We start from the raw sequence: 23,117 nt of genomic DNA on the forward strand, positions 1-23,117 counted from the left end.
CGAACCACCAACCAGCGCAGGGCACCTTCATCACGATGGCAATCATCGACCAGAAGTACATTCGTAATTTCTGCATCATCGCGCACATCGACCACGGCAAAAGCACGTTGGCCGACCGTCTGCTGGAAAAGACCGCCACGGTCAGCTCGCGCGAAATGAAAGAACAACTGCTGGACGACATGGAAGTCGAACGCGAGCGTGGTATCACCATCAAGGCTCGCGCTGTTGCCATGCGCTACAAGCATGAAGGTCGCGAGTACGAAATCAACTTGATCGATACACCTGGCCACGTTGACTTCCAATATGAAGTCGGTCGATCGCTGACCTGCTGCGAAGGCGCCGTGCTGTTGGTCGATGCCTTCCAAGGGGTCGAAGCCCAAACGGTGGCCAATGCCTTCATGGCGATGGAACACGACCTGGAAGTGGTTCCATGTCTCAGCAAGATCGACCTCAACCATGCTCGCCCCGAAGAAGTGGCTGAGGAAATCGAACAAACACTCGCCCTCGACGCGACCGACATCTGCGGTATCAGCGGCAAGACAGGGCAGGGGGTCGACGCGCTGCTGACTCGCATCATCGAACGCATTCCTGCCCCGACCGGTGATCGCGAATCGACGCTGCAAGCGATGGTGTTCGACTCGCACTACGACAAGTTCCGCGGTGCGATCACCTATGTCCGCGTGATGAACGGCCGCCTGAAGAAGGGGGACAAGATCCGCTTCATCCGTGGTGGCACCAACCACGAAGTTCTGGAAGTCGGCCAGTTCGTGCCACGTCCGGTCGCTCGCGACGAACTGTCGGCCGGCCAGGTCGGTTACGTCATCTGCAATATCAAGTCGCTCGAACTGGTCAATATCGGCGATACGATCACCGTCCAAGGGGACAAGGGTGCTCCGGCACTGCCTGGTTACCAGGAACCGAAGCGGATGGTGTTCTGTGGCCTTTATCCATCCGATGGCCAAGACTTCGAACAACTTCGCGACGCGCTGAAGAGCCTGCGAATCAACGACCCCAGCTTCACGTTCGAGCCGGAAACGAGCGATGCGTTGGGCTTCGGTTTCCGCTGTGGCTTCCTCGGTCTGTTGCATATGGAAATCGTTCAGCAGCGTCTGGAACAAGAGGCCGACATCGACCTCGTGCAGACCGCACCGAACGTGACCTATCAGATCATCAATTCGCAGGGCGAGAAGGTCGACATCCACAAGCCGCAAGACGTGCCCGATGCCGGCGAGATCGAAGAGTTCCTGCAGCCGATCGTCCGAGTCAGCTTGATCCAGCCGTCCGACTACATCGGTGCGGTCATGCAGCTGTGCAACGAGCGTCGTGGCATTCACGTTCGGACCGAGTACCTTTCGCCGACCCGTTCGATGTTGGTCTACGACATTCCTCTCGCGGAAGTGATCTACGACCTGCACGACAAGCTAAAGAGTGCCACCCGCGGCTACGGCACGATGGACTACGAAATTCGCGGCTACGAAACGGCCGACCTGGTTCGTATGGACATCCTGGTCAACGGCAAGCGAGTCGACGCGCTCAGCATTATTTGCGATCGTGCCGACGCCGATCGTCGCGGGCGTGCGGTCGTGAAGAAGTTGAAAGAGGAAATCGATCGTCATATGTTTGAAGTGGCCGTTCAGGCGGCCATCGGCAGCCGCGTGATCGCACGCGAAACGGTCAAAGCCCTCCGCAAGAACGTGACCGCCAAGTGTTATGGTGGTGACATCTCGCGTAAGCGAAAGCTGTGGGCCAAGCAGAAGGAAGGTAAGAAGCGTATGAAGTCGATCGGTTCGGTCGATATTCCGCAGAAGGCCTTCATGGCAGTTCTCGAAACTGGCGAGGACCGCTAAAAATACGCCTTGCGCCCCATCAGGCCAAACTAGAATGGAAAAGGCGACGGTTCCCCAGACCATCGCCTGACATCCCTGCCCAAACCGGAGGATTCCATGCGACTTGGCCCGTTGTTGATCTTGCTGATCTTCACTGCGTCGATGGCGGCTTTCGCTATCGCAACGGCAACACCGGCTCCCAAGTACCGCGTTGCCAGCGGCTCGATGGCTCCGACATTGCTCGGGCCGCACTACCATCAGCACTGCCAGTCTTGCCAGGCCGAGAGCATCCTCGATGGCGGCAATCTTCCGGAACTGACGACCTGTCCGAACTGCGGCTTTCAAGCCAATGTCGTCGATGCTTCCCAAATTCATCGAGGAAGCGAACTGGTCTGGGAACCGGTCACCCTCGACGAGCTTCGCCGCTGGGATATCGTCTTACTCCAGAACCCTGACGACGCGAACGATTGGCAAGTCAAACGGGTCGCCTTTCTGCCGGGCGAATCACCTCGCATCGAAGCCGGCGAACTGTATCGCGGCACTCGGCTGATCCGCAAGTCGCCTCAGGAACGCGAAGCCTTGAAGCAGTTGGTCTACGATCAAAGCGACGAATCGCCCGACCATCCTCGGTTCTTAAGCCAGCGAGCCACCAGCAGTGGTTGGAACGTCCGGCCGGGTTCGATCGGCTTTGCACCGATCAGTCACCAACCCGATAGCGACGATGATTGGCTGATCTATCACCATCAGCGTTGCCTTCCTCCTCCGAGCCCTATCGGCAACGATGCTCCGCCGCTGGACAGCTACACCTACAACCACAATGTCTCGCGAGAACTCTTTCCGGCGAACGACCTCTGGCTGGAATGGACCTTCGGGCACTGGATGGCCGATCGCTTGATTCTGAAGATGCCCCAGGACGACGACTTCACCACGATCACCATCGACTTGCAGGCTCGGAAGATCACCTCCGAGAGCTGGCGTCAGACGGTCGTGCTGCCGCTCGATGTCGATTCACTGGAGAAGCGAACGATCCGGGCCGGCCGCTGCGACGGGCAATGGTTCGTTGAGATTTCCGATCCACAAAGGCAACGCTTCTTTCCGCTCGGCGCGGCGGTCGAACCGATTGGCAGCGAGCCCTTCGCCTTGAAGATCGAAGGAGGTCAGGCCGTCCTTCGCGAGACCAAAATCTTCCGCGACATCGTCTGGCTTGGTGCCCCCCGCAGCGAAGCGGACTGGTCGCTGGGTCGTGAGCTGACCGAGCACGAAATCTTCGTCCTGGGGGACAACGTCCCGATCTCTGAGGACTCACGCGGGAAGCTGGGGCCAGTCGATGCTCGCAAGAGTTTGCGTGGCAAGGTGTTGCGAGTGCTAGCGGACTGACCCTCCATCGGCACTACGCCCGCACGACCCGCGCTGCGTCAGATTGGCCGATTGGTTATAGTGAGAGGTGCCTCGTTTCCGAACCGCCTCGAAGAAAGGCCTTCGCGTCGGTTCCCATTCACCCGCGATTCTCCTTCCACCGGAGAACGGAGCAGAGACCTCAATGGCCAAGAAGAAGCGTGCCTCGTCGCCGATCGCGCCGAAGAATGCGACCACTACCAAGTCGCGTAAAGCGGGCGATTCGGATCACTTTGCCGTGACTCGCGAATTCGTCGAGTCGCTGGTCGTGGCCGTGATTCTGGCTCTGCTGTTCCGCGCTTTCGAGGCGGAAGCGTTCGTGATTCCGACCGGCTCGATGGCCACCACGCTTCTGGGTCGCCATAAAGATGTCGTCGACGAATACACCGGCTACGAATACACCGTCGGCTCTAGCGGCGAAGTCGACCGTTCCACCAACAAGCAAGTTCAGAACGTGGTCGAAGCGATCGATCCGCTTTACCACCGCCTGACCGATGTCAGCAACAATCCATCCTACAGCGGCGACCGCATTCTGGTCAGCAAGTTCGCGTACGACTTCGCCGATCCGGCGCGTTGGGATGTCATCGTCTTCAAGTATCCGATCGAACCGCAGACGAATTACATCAAGCGATTGATCGGTCTGCCAGGCGAAACCGTTCGGATCTTCCATGGCGACATCTACATTAAGAAGCCAGGCGAGACCGAGTTCAAGATCGCCCGCAAGCCGCCTGCCAAACAGCTGACGCTGCATCGGCTGATCTACGATACCGACTACCCATGTCCGATTCTGGAGAAGGCTGGCTTCCCTGATCGCCTGGAAGTTTATCCATCCGATACCCGAGCCAATTGGACCAAGGAAGAGAACGGGGCGTGGGTCTGCCATCCGAAAGGAAGCCCGACCTGGCTTCGCTATCGGCATGTCCTGGCCGACAACGGTAAGAACGTCAGCTACTGGGCATTGGCCGAGACCGGGCAGCGTGTCAACACGCAGGAAGCTCGCGAAGAGTGCAGCCAGCTGATCACCGACTTCAGCGCCTACAACACCGACACGACCAACCATTTCCGCAATCGTCGCACCAGCTCGGGCATGCACTGGGTGGGCGACTTGATGCTGGAATGTAACGCTGAGATCCGCAGCGAAACGGGCACGTTCTCGCTCGACCTGGTCGAAGGGGGTACGCACTTCCGCTGCGACATCGATGTTGCCACTGGCATGGCGACGCTGAGCGCCGACAAACCTTCGATCGAGTTCGACGAACCAGGCAAGATTGAAGCCCAGACTTCGATCAAAGGGCCTGGGACCTATCAACTTCGCTTCGCCAATACCGACGACGAACTTCGCCTGTGGGTTGATGGCAGCCTGGTCACGTTCTCGTTGCCGGCAACCTACACGCCTCAAGGTGAAGTCGTTCCGATGTGGAGCGAGGAAGATCCTGGCGACCTGCTGCCGGTTGGCTTCGGCACGACCGATGTCGAGTTCAAGCTGAGCAGCGTGCGTGTCTTCCGCGATGTCTATTACATTGCCGACGGCAAGCAGTTCGAGTTCGGCCGCCAATCGAATACGCTTCTCGACTATCAGCGTGACAGCCACCCTGGCTGGAATGCTCCGTCGGACGACGAGATCCGAGAAGTGATGACCGACCCAGCTCGCTGGAGCACGACGAGCTTGTTCCGCTCGCGTCGCGAAGCAGTCTTCACGCTGGAAGACGGGCAATATTTTCCCTTGGGGGACAACAGTGCCGAAAGCCAGGATGGTCGCCTTTTCCCTCTCGGTCAGCAATTTGTGCCACAGCACATGTTGATCGGGAAGGCACTTTTCGTGTATTGGCCACATTCCAAGAACACGCCCGTTCCGTTTTTCCCTAACTTCGCCCGGATGAAGTTCATTCAGTAAACGGCAGGAAACGCAGGATTCATGGACGAATCAACGATTCTTTCAGCTCAGAACCTCGTCAAAACGTATGGACGACGTCGCGTTGTCGATGGCGTCAGCTACGAAGTGAAGCGAGGCGAAATCGTCGGTCTGCTCGGATCGAACGGTGCCGGTAAGACCACCAGCTTCCGCATGACCTGCGGCATGGTCACGCCGAACGAAGGCCGCGTCGAGCTGAATGGCAAAGACGTCACCTTGTGGCCGATGTTCAAGCGTTGCCGCGACGGCGGCATGGGCTACCTGGCTCAGGACAGTAGCGTCTTCCAGAAGCTGACCGTCGAACAAAACCTGCTGGGCGTGATGGAACTGCTGCGGATCGATTCGTACCATCGCAAGATGCGCTGCGAAGAACTGCTGGAACGGTTTGATATCACGCACATTCGCAAGTCGAAAGCGAAGAGCCTCTCCGGCGGTGAACGTCGCCGTTTGGAAATCGCTCGTTGTTTGGTCTCGGATCCTGAGATCATCATGCTCGACGAACCTTTCACCGGGATCGACCCGGTCACCGTCGACAGCATTCAGTTGGTCATTCGCGAGCTCCGCCAAAGCGGCATCTCGATTTTGATCACCGACCACCAGGCGGAAAAGACGTTGGAAATCGTCGACCGCTGTTACGTCGTCCATCGGGGAAACATCCTTTGCCATGGTTCTCCCGACGAAGTCGTCCGTCATCCGGAAGCGGTGAAGTACTACTTCGGCAATCTGTCTCGCAACAACTTTGGCGACCGAGGCGACCTGGACGCAGCGGCCTAATCCAACAACCACAATCGAGAACCGCCGATGGCACACCGCGTGTTTCAAAGCTGGAATGGCTGTGACGGTGAGATCGGATTGGAGATCAGCGCCCAATCGGCCTGCCCCATCTCGGGCACGTACGACGGGGTCGTTGTCTACAACCGCGATCGCTATGGGTTCCCTATGCGGACGGTGATCTCGAAGGCAACTGGCCTCGTCTATACCGATCCCCGCCCCGCCGACGACGCCATCGACGACTTCTACCGTAATGGCTATCGCCGCTTTTACAAGTCAGCCGCGGTTCCGAAGTGGAAGCATACCGCACGCAACGCTCGAATCGCCGGCCAGCGTATGGATGTCATCCAGTCGCTGACCACGAAAGGTTCAACCGTCCTGGATGTTGGCACCGGCTCAGGCGAACTGCTTTACGTGGGTCGCCGCGCTGGCCTCGAGATGCAAGGCATCGAAGCCGATCAGGCCTATGCCCAGTTTGGCCGTCGTAGCTATGGCGTGAAGATCATCAATCAATCGCTGCAACGAGCACGATTGCCGGAAGCCCATTTCGATGTCGTCACGATCTACCACGTTCTAGAGCACCTGGCCGATCCGACCGCCGCATTGAAGAAGCTGGCCACCGCATTGAAGCCAGGCGGGCACCTGGTGATCGAAGTGCCAAATGTCGACTCACTCGACGCGCAATTCCGACAGAAGTGGCACCCAGGGCACTTGTTTCATTTCAACTGTGCGACCCTTTCGGCATTGGCCAATGTCTGCGGATTCGAGGTCGTGACGGTCTATACCTGCGACCGGCTGAGCGTGGTGTGGGCCATTTTGAGAAAGCCCGAAGTGGCGGTCGATCGCCGCTGGCCTTACTTGATCGAAGGGAACTTCGATCACACCTGGCAGATCCTACAAAGCCAGGCCCGTCAAAGCTGGATGACGAATTTTAAGCACAAGTTCATGCGAAACAGCAAGAAGCTGCAGCGCAATCTTCATGAATGGATCAGCGCGATGTCGGAACCAAGTCATCGTAAGCTGGTCGACAAGGTTTCGCGCCGCAAAGCCGCCTAGCGACCGCATTGATTTGCCTGCCATTCCCAGGCTCGATATGATCAACCGGTGTGGCCAACGCGACTCTCTTTTTTGGGCCACCGATCATCGCTGGAAGCTTTTCGGTCATGCCATCTGCCCCAAGTGCTCAGAACCCTTTCCGTAGTCCCTCGCCAGAGGAAACGGCTGCGCCCGCGACCTCTTCGGTTGCGTACGGCCTGGGGGTTGCCTCGACGGTGATCATGACCTGTGGTGTGATTTACCTGCTGCTGGCAATTGTGGCAGTGCCGTTATCGATTCAGATGTATCGTACGGTTTCCTCCGATACCGATAGTTACGGGCAACCGGCGTTCTACCTGGAAAGCGCCTTGAAAGCGATCGTTTACGAAATCGCTTACGCCGTGCTGGGTGGCTTGCTGGTGTATGCCGGCTGGTCGATTCGCAAACGCAAGAACTACTGGGTAAGCGTGATCGGTTCGATAGCAGGATGCTTACCCCTCCCTCTGGTGCTCGTCTCCTTCTTTCCTTCCGTGTGGGCGCTATGGAAGTTATCGCGTCCGGTCATTCGTGGTCAGTTTGTCACTCAGATCGTGCCCCCCGATGGCGATTCTTAGTTCGCACCCGTTTGCCGTGAATTTGCCTTGGACACCCCATTTTGCATATTTATCCTCGTGCCCAACGCAAGATAATTCTGGTATCGTTGTTCTAAACGTTTCGGGGGGCGAAACTTTCAGCCAGGAGTACGGTTTAATTTGGTACCGTATCGACGGCCGTAAGACATTCGATCGAATTCCCATCTCGTACCCTACCCAATCCGATATCAATGGCCAGGCCCAAACAGGAAACCCCTACCTCCGGTGAACTGGAGGTACTTAAAGTCCTTTGGAAACGCGGACCCAGCACGGTCCGCGAAGTTCTTGAGGAACTCAATCAACAAGGCCGCACGCGAGCTTACACTTCGGTGATGAGCTTGATGAATGTGATGGCCGATAAAGCCTTGCTGGAACGCGAGCCGCTGGGCCGTGCCTTTCAGTACTCTGCCAAGAAGCCCCAAGAGAAGACGCTCGGCGGAATCGTCAGCGATTTGCTCGGACGCGTCTTCGAAGGCTCGGCACCGACACTGGTAGCCCATCTTCTGGAAGAAACCAAACCCAACGCCGTCGAACTCGATGAAATTCGTAAGGCACTCAAGCAGTACGAAGAGGAGAACGAGACCTGATGTGGAGTCTCCTGCAAAGCCCGCTGGGAATGAAGCTCACCCTAGTCCTGCTTCATTTTCTCTGGCAAGCAACTCTCCTCTTTGGTTTCTGGCGGCTAGCCATCTCGCTGCTTTGCATCCGCACCCCTCAGGCACGCCACAGCGGTGCCTTGGGCACATTGCTGCTGATAATCTGCTGCCCTGTACTAACGTCTTGCCTGATCGACTCGACCAGCCTTCCTACGGCAATCGATCAGAACGGAATCGCAGCGACGCTGATCGATTCGCCCAAGTCAGCCTCTTCGGATGATCTCGCCGGGCAGGCACTTACCAGTGCCTCTTCGCTTACCAGCAATAGCTCGATCAAAGCCCTGTCGCTAGGCGGCTGGATCGTCCGCTCGCAGCCGTACTTGATTCTGGGCTGGAGCGTAGGCGTGCTGATCTTGGGCACGCGTCTGTTCCTTGGCTACATCGGCACAATCTGGCTACGACGATCGCAATTAACGCCTGTTGAATCTGACTTGCTCGTACGCTTTGCCAACCTGGCAACTCGCTTGAATTTGCTTCAGTTGCCTCCGATTGCCTACTCCAAGCGGATCGGCCAGGCGATGACCGTTGGCCTGCTTCGTCCGATGGTTCTGCTGCCGGCAGCGTGGGCGGCTTCGATCTCGCCAGAAATCCTCGACGCCGTCTTCGCCCACGAACTGGCACACATTCGTCGCCAAGACCTGTGGATCAACTTCCTGCAGCGTCTGGCTGAAACGTTGTTCTTTTATCATCCGGCCGTCTGGTGGCTGTCGTCCGAGATCCGTCAAACGCGAGAGTCGTGTTGTGACGAACTCGCTGTTGAAGCTTTGGGCCAACGATTGCACTATGCTCGATCGCTGCAAGAGGTCGCTCACTGGCAATTGGAACAGCCTGCTTCGTCGCTGGCGACTCCGTTCCTGGGAGGGCCGCAGCAAAAGCTATTGGATCGCGTGCGTCATATTCTCGGTATGGCAACGCCACCGGCAGGCGAACGCTGCTGGGCAGCAGGCTTGCTGCTCGCTTCTATTCCGGTTTGGCTTTGGATGCTGTCGGCAATCTTTTGGCCTGACTCGGCACCGCAAGCGTTGGCCAAAGACCGTCAATCCGCGATTGTCGAACTGGAAGATATCGAACCCGAGGACGCCGCACCAACGTCGGTTTCCCCTGAGCATGCCATGCGTGACCATCTCGAGCCGCACCATCACAATTTGGAACAGCATGCCGAACTCCATCGTCGTGGACACCATCATCATCATCACGACGATGCAATCGATGATGTTCGCCAAGAAGACCAAGAGATGCTGGAAGTCTTGAAGCAGCTCCAGCAAGAGGTTCGCTCGCTGCGTGCGGAAGTTGAGCAACTGCGTCAGCGACCGCCGTTGCCACCGCCAGCCGTACAGCGTCGCATGATGCAACAGCGTCCCAAGGTAGTACCGTTCTGGCATCAGCTGGCCGAAGGGCTCGACGACGAGTAGTCTTCTCGTGCCGACCAGCGTATAACAAGCGGCAAACCTTACTCGCTTCGTTTTGACCAACAGCCTGCAATGAACTCTTCGCCTTCCTCCCGCCCCTCGTGGCAGCTTCCGACCGGCGTTACCCGTGGTTCGCTCGACTATATCGAGTCGGCCGCGATCGCGGATGGCTACGACGAAGATCTGGCGTTCGGCAGCGACTTCCAGTTCGACGAAGAGACCATCGCCAACTTCATTCCATCTGAAGGCCTGGTGGCGGACCTCGGCTGTGGCACAGCTCGGGCACTGATTCCGCTGGTTCGCCGTGGCAACCGGGGACTCGCGGTCGATCTGTCGCCTGAGATGCTACGCATCGTCGCCGAGAAAGCGAAGCAAGAGCAGCTCGACATCGCGTGTGTCGAAGCCAATCTGTGCGAGCTCGATATGATTGCGAACCAATCGGTCGACCACGCGATCTGCATGTTCAGCACCTTGGGCATGATCAAAGGGGCCGACAATCGACGGACGTTCCTCGACCATACCTATCGCATGCTCAAGCCAGGCGGACGATTCGTTGTGCACGTGCATAACTTCTGGTTCAACCTGTTTGAACCGAATGGAGCGTATTGGCTGGCATCGCACCTGGTGAAGTCTCGGATGACCAAAGGGATGGAACGGGGCGATAAGTACTATCGCTACCGCGGCATCCCCAATTTCTTTTTGCACGTCTTCAGCCGGGGCGAATTTGCCCGAGCTTTGAAACAAAGCGGCTTCAAGGTCGTGCGGCAGATTCCACTGCGGATGGATCGCCAGGGAGAGCTTCCTAACTCGTGGTTGTTTGGCGGATGGCGGGCGAGCGGATGGATCGCGTTGTGCGAGAAGTAACGCGTTCCGTTTCTCGATAACGCTACTTTTTGCGACGCCTCGAATCGATATCGTCGTAGTGGTATGGTCCTGGAAAATCGACCAGACCACGACGTTCGTTCGGCAGCGGCAATGGCCCTGCAATCTCGGCGGCGGCACGGCGTCCCGATTCTTCCGGCAGTTCGTCGGCACCAGCGAAAGACTGGGGCTCTTCCTGATGTAGATGAATCGTTTGCGTTGGAAACGCGAATTGAACTCCCAGGCGTTTGGCCAAACGAACGATCCCCACGAACAATTTGTGGCGTTCGCGAAGTTCGATATTCCAGTCCGCGCAGTCGAGGTATAAGTTCACCAGGATATCGAGCGAGCTTGAATTGAACTCGTTTAAGAATACCTGGTAGTAGTCTTTTCGCGTGTAAGGCTGACGTCGAATCAGCTCGCGAATCCCTTCGCAGAAGGCATCGATTTGTTCCGGGGTCGTATCGTACTGCACACCAATCACCGTCTTAATTCGGCGAAAGGTTCGCTTCCCCATGTTGTCGACTTTGGCGGTGATCAGCAGACTGTTCGGCAGCGTCACCAAACTGTTGTTGAACGTGCGAATCTTGGTACTACGAAGCCCCATCGCTTCGACCGTACCTTCAACTCCTTCGGTGATCACCCAGTCGCCGATTTCAAACGGTCGATCGACCATCACAGTGAGCGAGCCGAAGATATTGCTCAGCGTCTCTTTCGCAGCCAACGCAATCGCGATACCACCGATACCGAGCGAGCCCAGCAAACCCACGATCGGCAATGAAAACGATTCAGCAAACACCAGAATGCCGATGCAGACCGAAAAGGTCTTCAATGTTTTGCTGATCGCCGGCAACAGCAGGTCGTCGTACTTCTTGCCATTTCGGGCGGCGGCATGGATCAGGTGAACGATAACCAGATCGATCATGCGAAAGAAGAACCAGATCGCCGAAACGATCCCGAACAGTTGTACGCCGTAAAACAAAATCGTGCGAAACAGATCGGGCAGACGGAAGAGCCATAGTCCGTAATACCACGTGATCGCCATTGCCGTGAGACCGATCGGCGTCCAAGCCTTCTCGAATGCCTGGCGAATGTCTTCGTCGTTTGGTGTTCGCCCGAAGCGAACCCGGCGGATGAATCGCAAGAGCACCTGCAGGACCACATCAACCAGGTAGCCTGCCACGATCAATGCGAGCAGACAAATCCACTGGTAGGTTGGCAGCAGAAAGTGTTCTTCGCGATAGAACGGGGGAACTTGCGATTCGAGCCATAAGGCAAAGGTTGGCTTCGGCTTCGTGTCGGATTCGCCGCTCTGTTCGTCTCGCTTTTCTTGCGCCTCGATATCGGGCGTGTACTTCTTCATCAGATCGCTGACGGCTTCGACAGCTTTCGTGCTGAACCGCCATAGCCCCTGGGGGCCTTTGGTCAGCGTGATCTTGGAAGCGTCTTCCTCTTGATCGAAGGGAACCCGGCCATCACCATCGCCGAAGACAGGAACCTCGATCTTATCGGTCTTTTCCGGAACAAGGTCCGGATTCACATCCCATAGCGTGGAAAGCAGCTGAAACAACTCGTAGCAAAGATCGCGCTGCGAGAGCTTTTGAATTTCAGGCCGATCGCTGAAGTCGACACATTCAATTGCCGTATCGTAATCAGCATCCTCAATCGCCTCGAGAAATGTTCTGACGGTTACCTGAGGATTCCCTTGCTTGAGGAGCAGCTTGGGATCGACCGCCGGCGCCTCTGCTGGCTTCTCGGCCGCGACGCCATCACCGGTGGTGATTCCAGGAATCGCCTGCGCATGGGCCGATGCTGCCAATAGCAGCAGACAGAGCAAGATGCCGCCAAACAGTTCGCGAATCAATTTGCTGGCCATGATGGGGGAAGTCAAACCGAACTACGTTAGGGAGATGGATCGCTGCCATGCTAACGTACCTTCCCCGCGAATCAGTGCGGGAAGTTTCTTAGAGACCAACGATGCTATTCGTTCGGTTCGAAATAAAAAAGGCCCCCGGAAAGTTCGGATCCCAGGGGGGCAAAGGATTCCGTTCTTCTCCGGGAGCGATTGGTCGGTTCAGGGAATCGACATCCTGTCGAAATGAGCCGATTCTTTCGGTTGCGCCATCGAGAGTTTTCAAGCGAGACGTTCAACTTCCTTGTCAAACGGCCGGCTCACGATCCGCGGAAAGCCGCCAAAAGCAGCTTTCCCTATGCAGGAAACACCTCATCGATTTTGCCCACGAACGACACGTTTTTTACTCCGCGAGGAAGTCATGTCGTCCGTGTGAGGCGGTAAGTTATTGGTTTTCCAAAAACCGATCAAGCCCGTTTCTTGAAAAGAATCGGAGAGAAAACTGAACTTCTTTCAGCTTGCTATCACTGCCTCGCGAGTCATGCGGCGAGGAGCCTCCCAATCGCATTCGTTCCGAACAAGATAGACCGAGTTGCCACTCTTATCTTGAGCATGCTTCAGACCGGCTTCACAACGTGCGACCATGTGCTGTGCTTCGTCACCTTCCAAGGCCTGCGACACACCACACGAGATGGTCAACTTGATGGTGTCGGTTGCTGTTTGCAGTTCCAATCGACCAATTGCCTGACGTGCTCGCTCCGCGACGGCCGACGCTTCTTCGCCGGTGGCGGAAGGTAGCATCGCACCAAATTGGTTGTCACCCATCTGGCAAATATGATCCATATCTCGCAAGATCGCTTGAAAGACTTGCAGGACGGCGCTCTGAATTTTCTTCGAGTCGTGATGCGAATCAAGCGGCTTGCCATCAACCGAATCGACACTCGCCAGGATCATTGCGAGTGGTTGACGCTTACGATGGAAAAGCGCCAGACGGCGACTCACATCCAGCATGAAGGCATCGCGGCGACCGATCGCCGACGACTCCTCGGAGGCTTCCACTGCGGGATCGGCCTTACGATGGGGCACTTCATGGCAGGTCTTGCCATCGTGCCAGCACGCACGATTACGACCACGACGCTTCGACGCGTACAACGCACGGTCGGCACGCCCCAGCCATTCCGCAGGCTCGCTGTCGCGAACGATTTCGGCAATACCGAGACTGGCGGTGACCTTCAGCGGACGTCCTTCAAATTCGAGAGGCAGGCGTTCGATATGCGAGTTAATTCGTCGAGCAGTCAGCTTGGCATCGAACAACTCGGTTGCCGGCAGCAACACGGCGAACTCTTCGCCACCATATCGCATCGCAATTCCGCCGACACCTTTCACGGCCGAGCGAATGACCTCGCCCACTTTCTGCAGACAATAGTCGCCGGCCTGGTGTCCGTTGCGGTCGTTGAATGTTTTGAAATGATCGATGTCGATCATAATGAGCGAGGCAGGGCGTTTCGATTCGCGTTTCTCGTTGAACAGACGCGCGATCTCTTCGTCGAATACACGGCGGTTCGGCAAGCCGGTCAACGCATCGGTACGTGCTTCGACACGGTGCGAACGCAGTAGTTGCGATTGTTCCTGCAAGCGGGCTTCGGCCACGTTCAAACGCGAATCGAGATGACGATTTGCTTCCATCAATCGCGAGATGACGCGTGTTACGGCGTCCGGGTCCGACATGTTGGTCATACTGACCAGGTCGTGATTGATTTGTTCGACCGATTGCGAATGGGCTTGAACGTCCGTCCGCATTCCCTTGGCCAGGTCGCGAACTTCGTCCACGACATCGCTCAGGTCTTCCGCAGCGACCGTCGTAACGGCCGTGCTATCAGGCGTCACGGGACTTTCTGGCAATTGAACGACTTTTCGCTCTTGATCATTTACCAGTGTGGCTTGCTTCTGCTTTGCCGCAGGATACCGCAACCAGGTTGCGGCAACATAGCCAATTTTGAAGAAGATGAGGCAAAGAAGCAGGTGAAGCAGTGTGAATTCGGACATCTCTGGATACGCGCTTACCGAGACAACAATAACGATCGTAGCGATTGTCCGGAGACAAGCCAGAGGATCGCAGAGGTTATTAGCACGTGTTCGCGCTTGGGGGCAGTAACCTCTATATAGTTACTTAGATCACAAACGCGTCCGGTCAAACGAATCGTGCAAGATAGGATTCGAAGTTCCGAGGCTCAAGAGTTTTGCGCGTTCCCACACATTTTGCGGTTCTCCCGCATGTTGAAAAATGCAACCTATACTTCCCCCAGGGGTTGCCCCTATAGCCCAGTTTTTTAATCCGCTTCGCTCTATTTACGGCGACAGCTTATGAAGTCCCAGCTTGTAGATTCAGGGGCAGACTGATGATGCTTGCGAAAAGTAACACACCGACTCCATTTCCACGCGTGCTCGTTGTCGATGACGATGACGCGATCATGCGTGCCGTTTCGCGAGTCCTCGGCTCCGACGAATCAATTCAGATCGTCGGTCACACCACGCATGCGCAAGCCGGTCTTGCGATGGCGGCATCATTGAAGCCTGACGTGGTCCTGATGGACATCCACATGCATGGCCTTGATCCGTTCCTGGCGTGCAAACAAATCACCGAAAGCACTGGCGGTCATTCGAGGATCCTGTTTTATACCGGCTTCCCGAGAGATAACTATTTGGACCGCTGCCTGGCGGTTGGCGCCGCCGGAATCGTCTCGAAGCATTCCGAATCACTTCGGAACCTCGCGTTTGCCATCCGTCATGTGGCGGCCGGTAATACCTACTTCTCACCAGAACTAGACAAACGCCTGGTCGAGCGGGAAGATGGCGTCACGTCGTCACGACTGGCGACCTTAAGCGATCGCGAGATCGGCGTGCTCCGCGAACTTTCTCTCGGTCGAACGCAATCGGAAATTGCCGACGCCCTCGATATCAGCGAACGCACGGTCAACAAGACGGTGGGGGACCTGAAGATCAAGCTCGAGGTCCAGACGATCAACGAAATGCTGATCTTTGCCGTGAACGAAGGTTTGGTTCACCCAGAGCTTCAGTTCGTCGACCGTCAAAAGAAGGACGACTAAAAGTAGAGCGACCGTTTGTGGTAGGATGAATCCGTCTGCCCCGGAGTTCGTCCTACTTCAGAAAGTTCGCTATGCTGACTGCCGCCCAAAAAGAACGTGCCCTCGAACTGGTTCTCGCCCTGATGGCGATCCCGGGCAAAAGCGGATTGGAATCCGAGGTGGCGGCGAAGGTTCAACAGGAACTCACTCAGGCCGGCCTCTCTGCCGACGCCCTCGAGTTCGACACCGCGCATCTGAAGTGCCCGATTCCGGAAAGCACAACCGGCAATCTGATTGTGAAGCTGGATGGCACGACTTCTCTACCACGTCGGATGCTGATGGCCCACATGGATACTGTGCCGATTTGCGTCGACGCTCGTCCGGTGGTCCAAGGCAACCAGGTTGTTTCCCAGGATGATCATACCGGCCTGGGTGCCGATGATCGTGCAGGCGTCGCGGCGGTGCTATTTGCCGCGACCGAGATCTTGCGAGAAGGCACCTCGCACGGTCCGCTCACATTTCTGTTTACCGTGCAGGAAGAGATCGGCCTGCATGGCGCGAAGAACCTCGATCCGGCAATGCTCGGTTCACCAGAGCTGGCCTTCAATTGGGATGGTGGCGATCCCACCAAACTGACCGTCGGTGCGATCGGCGGTTATCGGATGACGATCGACATTCGCGGCCAGGCAAGTCACGCCGGTGTCGCTCCTGAGAAAGGTGTCAGCGCGATTACCGTCGCGGGACTAGCCATCGCTAAACTGCATGCTGCCGGACTGCTGGGAAAGATCGACCAGGGCGAGTTGAAAGGGACTAGCAACATTGGCGTGATCGAAGGGGGCCATGCGACTAATGTGGTTGCGGATCGTGTGCAACTGCGAGCTGAAGTTCGCAGTCACGTGACTTCTTCCATTGAAGTTTTCGTACGCCGCTTCGAGGAAGCCTTTCGGCAAGCCGCAACCGAAGTGACCAATACAGAAGGCCAACACGCGTCGGTTCAGTTTGATGGAAATCTAAACTACGAAGCATTCAAAATGGGGGAGGTAACCCCAAGTGTCCAGTTGGCCAGTCGCGTCTTAAATGACCTAGGACACAAACCATTTGCTTCGATTGCTAATGGTGGCCTCGATGCCAATTGGATGTTCCGGCACGGAGTTCCAACTGTCACACTGGGGTGTGGTCAACACAACCAGCACATGGTGACCGAGATGCTCGACATCGAGCAGTTCTACATCGCTTGCGAGGTCGCCTTACAGATTGCCTCAGGGGCAGGAGCCGCCGAATGAAGCCTGAAGATGAACTCTGCCTTTGCTTCCACGTGAGCCTTCGCAAAGTGCAGAACTTTTGCCGAATCGAAAAGCCACGCCGGGCATCTCAACTATCAGAGTGTGGCGGTGCCGGAACCGGCTGTGGCTGGTGCCGCCCGTTTCTGCAGAGGATCTTTGACAATCAACAGCAATCGGACGCCGAACCGATTCCAGATTCGAAACAATACCAGCAAAGTCGCGCCGCTTATATTCGCGACAAGAAAGAACGCGAGCAATAGAGGCCGTCAGCTCGCGATTACTCGGGCGTCTTGAAGGCGTCCAACGCCTCTTCTCGGGTCGGATATCGCTGCCAGAGCGATTCAATCTTCGACCGTTTCAGTACGTTCAGGCAGTCTTCGTTAAGGCCTGCCAGAACTAGCTGACCGCCTCGCTTCTTGATGAGCTTCCAGATCCGAATCAAAAACTGGATGAAGAACGATCCGAACGATTCGGTGTGCGAAAGGTCGACGATCACCAGCGGCGGTGTTGCATGTTTCGCAACCTCGACGATCTGTTGAACGACCTTGCTTAAGTTCGACTCATCCAGACTCAGATACTCTGGCCCAAAGTCGAGAATCGTGATGTCTCTCTGGCGCAGAATGTTGACCATTACATAGGTGCCGATGTTGGCAGGCAAAACTAAGGTGTGGGGGTTAGTTCAAACCGACAGACTAGGCGTCAAACAGTCGCAGGGAAGGTTAGGAGCCACCCTAGTGTCAAGCACAAAACCGGCAATTAGAGAAAAACCAGTCTGTCGGGTAGTTTATCTTTCTATCTCCGTAACAACAACCCCTCAACTTTTTAAATATTTACGAAGTGATTTCAAAACAATTGTATACTTGAGTACCACCCTGAACTATCCGTGCCTGCAGAGGGATGCCCTATTATTCCTCTGGGTGCCCTACTTGAAGCGGGTTCGGTTGTACGGTTTTCCACAGACTTTCGGATAGCCGTGCCTAGGAAATCATGCGAGAGGAGATGGAGCGTTGAACCGATTCGAAGAAACGGACTCCGACGAACGTTCGCCAGCTCATGACAAGCGCCGAACGATTGAGATCAATAACCTTCTGGAACAGATCCGACAAACTGCGGATAAACTGCAACGCGATGAAGCGACGCGAGGCGATCTGAAGCTTCTAGCGAGATCGCTGAAAGAACTGCGATACGCGTTCAAGGTCTTCACGCCTTACAGAGATAAACGCAAAGTCACCATCTTTGGTTCCGCAAGAACTGCCCCAGATCATCCAACTTATTTGGCCGCTCAAGAGTTTGCCGCCCATATGGCACGCGATAGTTGGCTGGTGATCACAGGTGCCGGAAGCGGCATTATGGAAGCCGGGCACCGCGGTGCTGGTCGCGAAGCGGCGATGGGTTTGAACATTGTCCTGCCGTTCGAGCAGGAAGCGAACCCGGTCATCCTGGGCGATGACAAACTGGTGAACATGAAATACTTCTTCACGCGCAAACTAATGTTCGTGAAGGAATGCGATGCGGTCGTTTGTCTGCCAGGGGGGTTCGGCACCCTCGACGAGGCCTTCGAGGTGCTAACGCTGGTGCAGACCGGCAAAAGAGACCTGTTTCCGATCGTGCTGCTCGATGCACCTGGGGGGCAATACTGGCGGAAGCTGGACGACTTCATACGCGAGTCACTGCACCACGATGCATTGATCTCGCCAGAAGATTTCGCCCTGTATAAGGTGACCGATAGCGTCGACGAAGCGGTCGCCGAGATCGAACAGTTCTACAAGGTATATCACAGCATGCGTTACGTTCGGCATCAATTGGTGATCCGCACCAAGACTCCGATCGCCGACTCGCTGTTGAATGAAATCCGCGAGGAATTCCGCGATATCCTGAGCAGTGGCGACTTCGAGGTCCGCCGGGCTCTGCGCGAAGAAGATGAATCCGATCTGCAGCACATGCCAAGGCTCGTCTTCAACTTCAACCGACGCAACCTCGGAAGACTCCGCCTGCTGGTGGATTGCATCAACGCCGGCAGTATCGAGCCTGCCTCCCGCGAGTTCCCCTAATGCCTGCGATGCCCACGGCAGACGCCCTACATGAACCCAACGAAAAAAGGCCGCCAGGAAATATGGCTGGCGGCCTTTGCTATTTCATCGGCAGCGGAGCCCCCCTTGGCCCGCCACCTCTGAATGATTGGCTGAGCGAACTATCGCGTGGTGTTTCGACGCGAGCGGTCGGCGATGCGGCCGCGAGGAGCTTCCTTGTTCGCCTTCAGATAGGTCATCAGGTCGCCGATCTCTTCGGCGGTCAGCTGATCCAGCAAGCCCGTTGGCATGACGCTAACCTTCGATGGTGCCAGTTCGTCGACGTCGGCTTCGGCCACGGTGGTCTTGTTACCCTGGCTGTCGATGACGATGTAGCCACCGCTGGGGCTGGTCGAAACCAGGCCAGAGATCACCTTGCCGTCGACCGTCAAGATTTGCTTGGTCGCGTACTGGTCCGAAATCACATGTGACGGGAACAGGATCGATTCCAGAATCTGCTTCTTCTGGAAGCGTCGCGAGATCTCGGTCAGGTCGGGACCAATCGCTTCACCCAGGTTGCCCATACGATGGCACGACGCACACTGAGCCTTCTTGAAGATCGCCGCCCCTGAGGTCATATCACCACCGTGATAATCTTCCGAGGTGAGGAACTCCAGCAGTTCGTCCAGGTTCCAGTTGCTCGATTCCGAGTCCACCAGTTTGGCTTCCGGCAGGTCTGGGTAGGTCTCGGTGAACCAGTCTTGCCAGGCAGCAATCTGCTTGTCGAAAGGATCGCCTGGGTTAGCAACCGTTTCGCCCGTCCACTTGATCAGCAGCTGGTTGACCGCTTGTTTGCAGGTCGCGTCGTTCCGCAGAGCCAGCAAGATCAGCTGACGGAAGGCCTGAGGATCGTTTTCCGTTTCAGAGCTGGTCGCCAGTTTCTCGATAACGTTGGTTCCGAATGGACCATCGAGCACCGGCAGCGATTTGACCAGCAATGGGAAGTTCGGGCCTTCTGGCTGTTGGGCCAGACCAAACGCGATCGAGGCACGGCGTTCTGGTTCTCGCTCGAAGGCGTTTCGCAGGTAAGCCATGTTCTCGGGCGTGCCGTTACCAGCGAGGATCGCCACGATCCCTTTTCGCATCCGGGCTGCCACGGCCGAGTCGTCACCGACCAGCTCTTCGTCGATCATCCGCAAGATGTTCAACGTTTGTTCATCAGGATTCTCCGGCAACTCAAACAGGACAGCCAAGGCAGCGTTGGGCCACATATGTCCCATCGTCAAGGCAACGTACTGTTCCTGCGGTGTGAGGCACTGCACGAACTCTTTGGTAGCCGTTTCGATGTAGCCTCGCAGGCCTTCACCACCTTCGATCTTCAAACCATTTTCGAGGTGCCCCAGCAGCTTCAACTTCTGCTCCGAAGTCCAGCCTTCGCGGATGAACGACATGTGCATGGCGAGGTTCAAACGTTCGGCTGCGGGGATATCACTATCGAGGTGAGCGATGTACCGATCAGTGATGTCAGAAACCTGAAAGTGAGCCAGGGTGCGAATCAATTCTCGATTCATCTTGTCGTCACTTGCGGGGAACTCGACCGCGATGCGATCGGCCAGACCTGGCAGTTCGTTATCGTTCAAGTCGCCACGATGGATGGCCAACTGAATGACTCGCAACATCGACATGAACTCGTCATCCGAGAGATAGTCATCCAGCCGCATCTGAGCCTTACGAGCGATTCGCAGTGCGATGTCGTGATCGGGCTGAGCAACCATGGCAGCCACACTACCGGTGTTGAACAAGCTGGCCGAATCGGTCACCAGGACGTCTTCGATCCACTGGTCAATCGGTTGGTTCTCGAGCAGTCGACGAGCCGCGTACACTTCGCGACGATCGGCCGCGGTCAGCAGCGGACGCAGTTCACTCAGGTTCACTTCCCCCTTGATCTCGATCAGCGTTTCGCAAACTTCGCGACGAACAGCCGAGCTGTCGTGGGCCAGTAGCTTACGAAGACAATCAACCGATTCTTCACCAGGATAGTTAATCAGCAGCGAGACTGCCTTCTGGCAAACTTCGTCGTTATCATCCTTGGTCAGGTCCAACAGCATGCTCTGGGTTGGGGTCGGACCATAAAGCTGCATCAAGTCGAGAGCACGGGTTCGGTAGTAAGGAGGGTTCTCCTTCGCGATCGCCACGCCTTGAATCTGTGGATTCCACAGGTCGCCCAGTTCCGACTGGATCTCGGCGATGCGTTGACGTCCCCACGAGCTTTGTGGCTGTGGATGACGAATCGCCTTCGCGATTCCTTCGCCAAGGTTATCCACACCTTCCGGCGTGTCTCCCTTATAAACGATTCGGTAGAGGCCACCTTCCGTGCCACGACCACCGGTGGTGAAGTAGATCCAGCCATCGGGACCAACCTCGATATCGGTGACGTTCATCGGCTTGCCTTCGAGCAACGCTTCGCTCTTGGCGGTGTAACCGGCACCTTCTCGCTTCAGATCGATCGTATTGATGCGGCCGTTGGCCCAGTCAGTCACGAACAAGCGATTCTGGTACTTGGCTGGATACTTGAAGTGATCGTAGACCACGAGACCGGTTGGCGAACCAGCCCCAGTTTCCAGGATCGGCGGCACGCAGTCTGGATAGTAGTTAGGCCACTTCGCCCAACCACTTCGCCAGCCGAAGTCGCTGCCAGGGATCACTTGATAGATGCGGGTCGGACGATGCCAGACCAAGCCTTCGTCCCATTCCATGTCGCTATCGTGGATGAACAAGTCGCCATCGCGATTGAATGCCAGGTCGTAGGCGTTACGAATACCGCCTGCCACGATTTGCAGCGACTGGCCTTCGATGTCGGTTCGCAGAACCATGCCGCCTGGGGCTTTCACACCGACGGCATGACCGCCTGGATCTTCAAAGCGAGGAACGAGGTCCCCTTCGTAGAAGTGACGGTGTGGGCTCGATTCGGAAACTTCGGAGTCGAGCTTGGTATCGTTACCGGCGACCATGTAGATCAAGCCGTCCGGGCCGAGGGCCAGACCGTGCGGGCCATGTTCGCCGATGGCACCATCGAACTTGACCAGCGTGCCGACTTCTTCGACGTCGCCGTCTCCGTCGGTGTCGCTCAAGCGATACAAGCCGGTCCCTTCCGAGCCTTCGCCGACGACAAACACGTCGCCGTTGAGGGGCAGGATACCTTGGACGTTCTTGATCGTGTCGTTGTAGGTACGCATCGAGTCGACGACGCCGTCATCGTTCGAGTCGTACAGCAGCATCAGGTTGCCACCTTCTTTCGAGGCGATGATGTTGCCGAATTCGTTGAAGGTCATCGAGATCAAAGCGCCGGTCTTTTCAGCGGAGATCACTTCCTGAATGGCAAAGCCTGGCAGAATGCGGAAACGCGATTCTTCGGTCGGCGCCTTTTCTTCAGTTGGGGTCGCGGCCACTTCAGGCTGCTTGGCCGGGGTCTTCTTGGCCGTCGAGATCGGCTTGGCTTCGATCGGACGCTGCGAAGGCTTTGGCACTTCGGCAAACGTCGGAGCTGGCGGCACAGGTGGTCCGTTGGGTCGTGCGGTCGGGGCGGCCGCGGTCTGCGCAGGTTCCGCTGCCGGGGCCGCGACATTCCAAGGACGCGTGGTGTTCGCCGGTCCCATTTCCATGGCATTGGACCAGCGGGTATCGCTATAGAAGTTCGATTGCCACAGCGGGAACGGTCGCAAATCGGTTCGCCAGGTCGAGTTCGATGGGAAGGTCACCTTCTGATTGTTCGGTCCGAAGATGGTGATCTCGGAAAGCAGACCTGCGCTATTGCCGGTGGTATTTCTCACCTGGACGGCGATGACGTTGGTACCGATCTCGAGATACTGAGAAATGTCGAAATTTCGACGGGTTTTCCAGTTACTTCCTTCCGCGACTTTTTTTCCGTTAATCCACATCTCGAATTCGTCGTCGGCGGTGATCATGATTTGACCACCGGTCATCTGCGAGATGCGGATGTTCTTTCGGAAGTAGCAACTTGCCGATGGCACCTGGTCCTTTTGGTGTTGCGGCGCCCAGATCCATTGAGGCTCGGTAGCCTGGGCATGGACCATGCTGGGACTTGCCGTTGTCAGCACCGCGGCGACGATCAGCAGCAACCAAGGAGTTTTGAGGGTGGTGGACATCTTCAATCTCATACCAATGACGTAACGTTTGCTTGGTGCGGGTAGCGTACGAAAACCCACGCCCGGCGCAATCAAGTCTCATCCTTCATTGGAAAGATCGGGTCTGACCTCCCATAAAATCAGCAAAATCGCAACAACTGGCAAAAATTGCCTAAGTGGACCTGCTATCACTTCGTTCCCCCCGAAATATGCAAAGAGCGACCTCCCTCCATTCACTTGAGCCA

At 56.4% G+C, this 23,117-nt stretch carries 17 protein-coding genes; 13 read left to right on the plus strand and 4 right to left on the minus strand.

The window, feature by feature from the left end; genetic code table 11:
* Positions 1–35: 35 nt before the first annotated feature.
* The 9 genes from lepA to AB1L30_RS19130 all read left to right on the plus strand — a co-directional run bounded on the left by lepA (position 36) and on the right by AB1L30_RS19130 (position 10,500).
* Positions 36–1,847, plus strand: a complete 1,812-nt coding sequence (lepA, locus tag AB1L30_RS19090; protein ID WP_367015020.1) for a translation elongation factor 4 — start codon at positions 36–38, stop codon at positions 1,845–1,847.
* A 96-nt stretch (positions 1,848–1,943) separates the two neighbouring features.
* Positions 1,944–3,203, plus strand: coding sequence for a S26 family signal peptidase (locus AB1L30_RS19095; RefSeq protein WP_367015022.1), 1,260 nt, complete (start codon positions 1,944–1,946; stop codon positions 3,201–3,203).
* Positions 3,204–3,366: 163 nt separating this feature from the next.
* Positions 3,367–5,115 carry a signal peptidase I gene (lepB, locus tag AB1L30_RS19100; protein WP_367015023.1) on the plus strand — a complete coding sequence of 583 codons (1,749 nt, stop codon included), beginning with the start codon at positions 3,367–3,369 and terminating at the stop codon, positions 5,113–5,115.
* A gap of 21 nt (positions 5,116–5,136) precedes the next feature.
* Entirely contained in the window at positions 5,137–5,907 is a 771-nt protein-coding gene (gene lptB, locus AB1L30_RS19105) for an LPS export ABC transporter ATP-binding protein (protein ID WP_367015025.1), read from the plus strand.
* 27 nt (positions 5,908–5,934) lie between these two features.
* Positions 5,935–6,960, plus strand: coding sequence for a class I SAM-dependent methyltransferase (locus AB1L30_RS19110; protein WP_367015027.1), 1,026 nt, complete (start codon positions 5,935–5,937; stop codon positions 6,958–6,960).
* A gap of 107 nt (positions 6,961–7,067) precedes the next feature.
* A complete protein-coding gene (locus AB1L30_RS19115; RefSeq protein ID WP_367015028.1) occupies positions 7,068–7,553 on the plus strand; it encodes a hypothetical protein in 486 nt (161 codons plus the stop codon).
* Between the two features lie 209 nt (positions 7,554–7,762).
* Positions 7,763–8,158 carry a BlaI/MecI/CopY family transcriptional regulator gene (locus tag AB1L30_RS19120; protein WP_345090260.1) on the plus strand — a complete coding sequence of 132 codons (396 nt, stop codon included), beginning with the start codon at positions 7,763–7,765 and terminating at the stop codon, positions 8,156–8,158.
* The gene (locus AB1L30_RS19125; protein WP_367015030.1) at positions 8,158–9,639 is read left to right on the plus strand and encodes a M56 family metallopeptidase; all 1,482 of its coding nucleotides are present in this window, start codon (positions 8,158–8,160) and stop codon (positions 9,637–9,639) included. Before AB1L30_RS19120 ends, AB1L30_RS19125 begins: the two co-directional genes overlap by 1 nt.
* Before the next feature lie 69 nt (positions 9,640–9,708).
* The gene (locus AB1L30_RS19130) at positions 9,709–10,500 is read left to right on the plus strand and encodes a methyltransferase domain-containing protein (RefSeq protein WP_367015032.1); all 792 of its coding nucleotides are present in this window, start codon (positions 9,709–9,711) and stop codon (positions 10,498–10,500) included.
* 22 nt (positions 10,501–10,522) lie between these two features.
* Here AB1L30_RS19130 and AB1L30_RS19135 read toward each other — a convergent pair whose 3' ends face one another.
* Complete coding sequence (locus AB1L30_RS19135) at positions 10,523–12,373, minus strand: mechanosensitive ion channel family protein (protein ID WP_367015033.1); 1,851 nt, start codon at positions 12,371–12,373, stop codon at positions 10,523–10,525.
* Between the two features lie 489 nt (positions 12,374–12,862).
* Entirely contained in the window at positions 12,863–14,395 is a 1,533-nt protein-coding gene (locus AB1L30_RS19140) for a diguanylate cyclase (protein ID WP_367015035.1), read from the minus strand.
* Between the two features lie 353 nt (positions 14,396–14,748).
* On the opposite strand from AB1L30_RS19140, the gene AB1L30_RS19145 reads away from it, so the two are divergent.
* From AB1L30_RS19145 to AB1L30_RS19155, 3 genes are all read left to right on the plus strand, one after another.
* Complete coding sequence (locus AB1L30_RS19145; RefSeq protein ID WP_367015037.1) at positions 14,749–15,456, plus strand: response regulator transcription factor; 708 nt, start codon at positions 14,749–14,751, stop codon at positions 15,454–15,456.
* A gap of 71 nt (positions 15,457–15,527) precedes the next feature.
* A complete protein-coding gene (locus AB1L30_RS19150; protein ID WP_367015039.1) occupies positions 15,528–16,718 on the plus strand; it encodes a M20/M25/M40 family metallo-hydrolase in 1,191 nt (396 codons plus the stop codon).
* Complete coding sequence (locus tag AB1L30_RS19155) at positions 16,715–16,978, plus strand: (2Fe-2S)-binding protein (protein WP_367015041.1); 264 nt, start codon at positions 16,715–16,717, stop codon at positions 16,976–16,978. The genes AB1L30_RS19150 and AB1L30_RS19155 overlap by 4 nt, the downstream gene beginning before the upstream one ends.
* 17 nt (positions 16,979–16,995) lie before the next feature.
* Here the strand turns inward: AB1L30_RS19155 and AB1L30_RS19160 are convergent, their stop codons facing one another.
* The gene (locus tag AB1L30_RS19160) at positions 16,996–17,349 is read right to left on the minus strand and encodes an STAS domain-containing protein (protein ID WP_367015043.1); all 354 of its coding nucleotides are present in this window, start codon (positions 17,347–17,349) and stop codon (positions 16,996–16,998) included.
* A gap of 376 nt (positions 17,350–17,725) precedes the next feature.
* Here AB1L30_RS19160 and AB1L30_RS19165 point away from each other — a divergent pair, with 376 nt between their 5' ends.
* A complete protein-coding gene (locus tag AB1L30_RS19165) occupies positions 17,726–18,769 on the plus strand; it encodes a TIGR00730 family Rossman fold protein (protein ID WP_367015045.1) in 1,044 nt (347 codons plus the stop codon).
* A 140-nt stretch (positions 18,770–18,909) separates the two neighbouring features.
* Here AB1L30_RS19165 and AB1L30_RS19170 read toward each other — a convergent pair whose 3' ends face one another.
* A complete protein-coding gene (locus AB1L30_RS19170; protein WP_367015047.1) occupies positions 18,910–22,893 on the minus strand; it encodes a HEAT repeat domain-containing protein in 3,984 nt (1,327 codons plus the stop codon).
* Positions 22,894–23,117: the final 224 nt, after the last annotated feature.

The organism is Bremerella sp. JC817 (assembly GCF_040718835.1).
Classification (GTDB): domain Bacteria; phylum Planctomycetota; class Planctomycetia; order Pirellulales; family Pirellulaceae; genus Bremerella.

Bases quoted from the DNA above. Each gene is read 5' to 3' on its own strand.
- AB1L30_RS19110 (WP_367015027.1), top strand. From the start codon at position 5,935: ATGGCACACCGCGTGTTTCAAAGCTGGAATGGCTGTGACGGTGAGATC.
- AB1L30_RS19145 (WP_367015037.1), top strand. From the start codon at position 14,749: ATGATGCTTGCGAAAAGTAACACACCGACTCCATTTCCACGCGTGCTC.
- AB1L30_RS19120 (WP_345090260.1), top strand. From the start codon at position 7,763: ATGGCCAGGCCCAAACAGGAAACCCCTACCTCCGGTGAACTGGAGGTA.
- AB1L30_RS19125 (WP_367015030.1), top strand. From the start codon at position 8,158: ATGTGGAGTCTCCTGCAAAGCCCGCTGGGAATGAAGCTCACCCTAGTC.
- lepA (WP_367015020.1), top strand. From the start codon at position 36: ATGGCAATCATCGACCAGAAGTACATTCGTAATTTCTGCATCATCGCG.
- AB1L30_RS19170 (WP_367015047.1), bottom strand. From the start codon at position 22,893: ATGTCCACCACCCTCAAAACTCCTTGGTTGCTGCTGATCGTCGCCGCG.
- AB1L30_RS19140 (WP_367015035.1), bottom strand. From the start codon at position 14,395: ATGTCCGAATTCACACTGCTTCACCTGCTTCTTTGCCTCATCTTCTTC.
- AB1L30_RS19150 (WP_367015039.1), top strand. From the start codon at position 15,528: ATGCTGACTGCCGCCCAAAAAGAACGTGCCCTCGAACTGGTTCTCGCC.
- AB1L30_RS19130 (WP_367015032.1), top strand. From the start codon at position 9,709: ATGAACTCTTCGCCTTCCTCCCGCCCCTCGTGGCAGCTTCCGACCGGC.
- AB1L30_RS19160 (WP_367015043.1), bottom strand. From the start codon at position 17,349: ATGGTCAACATTCTGCGCCAGAGAGACATCACGATTCTCGACTTTGGG.
- lptB (WP_367015025.1), top strand. From the start codon at position 5,137: ATGGACGAATCAACGATTCTTTCAGCTCAGAACCTCGTCAAAACGTAT.
- AB1L30_RS19095 (WP_367015022.1), top strand. From the start codon at position 1,944: ATGCGACTTGGCCCGTTGTTGATCTTGCTGATCTTCACTGCGTCGATG.
- AB1L30_RS19135 (WP_367015033.1), bottom strand. From the start codon at position 12,373: ATGGCCAGCAAATTGATTCGCGAACTGTTTGGCGGCATCTTGCTCTGT.
- AB1L30_RS19115 (WP_367015028.1), top strand. From the start codon at position 7,068: ATGCCATCTGCCCCAAGTGCTCAGAACCCTTTCCGTAGTCCCTCGCCA.
- AB1L30_RS19155 (WP_367015041.1), top strand. From the start codon at position 16,715: ATGAAGCCTGAAGATGAACTCTGCCTTTGCTTCCACGTGAGCCTTCGC.
- lepB (WP_367015023.1), top strand. From the start codon at position 3,367: ATGGCCAAGAAGAAGCGTGCCTCGTCGCCGATCGCGCCGAAGAATGCG.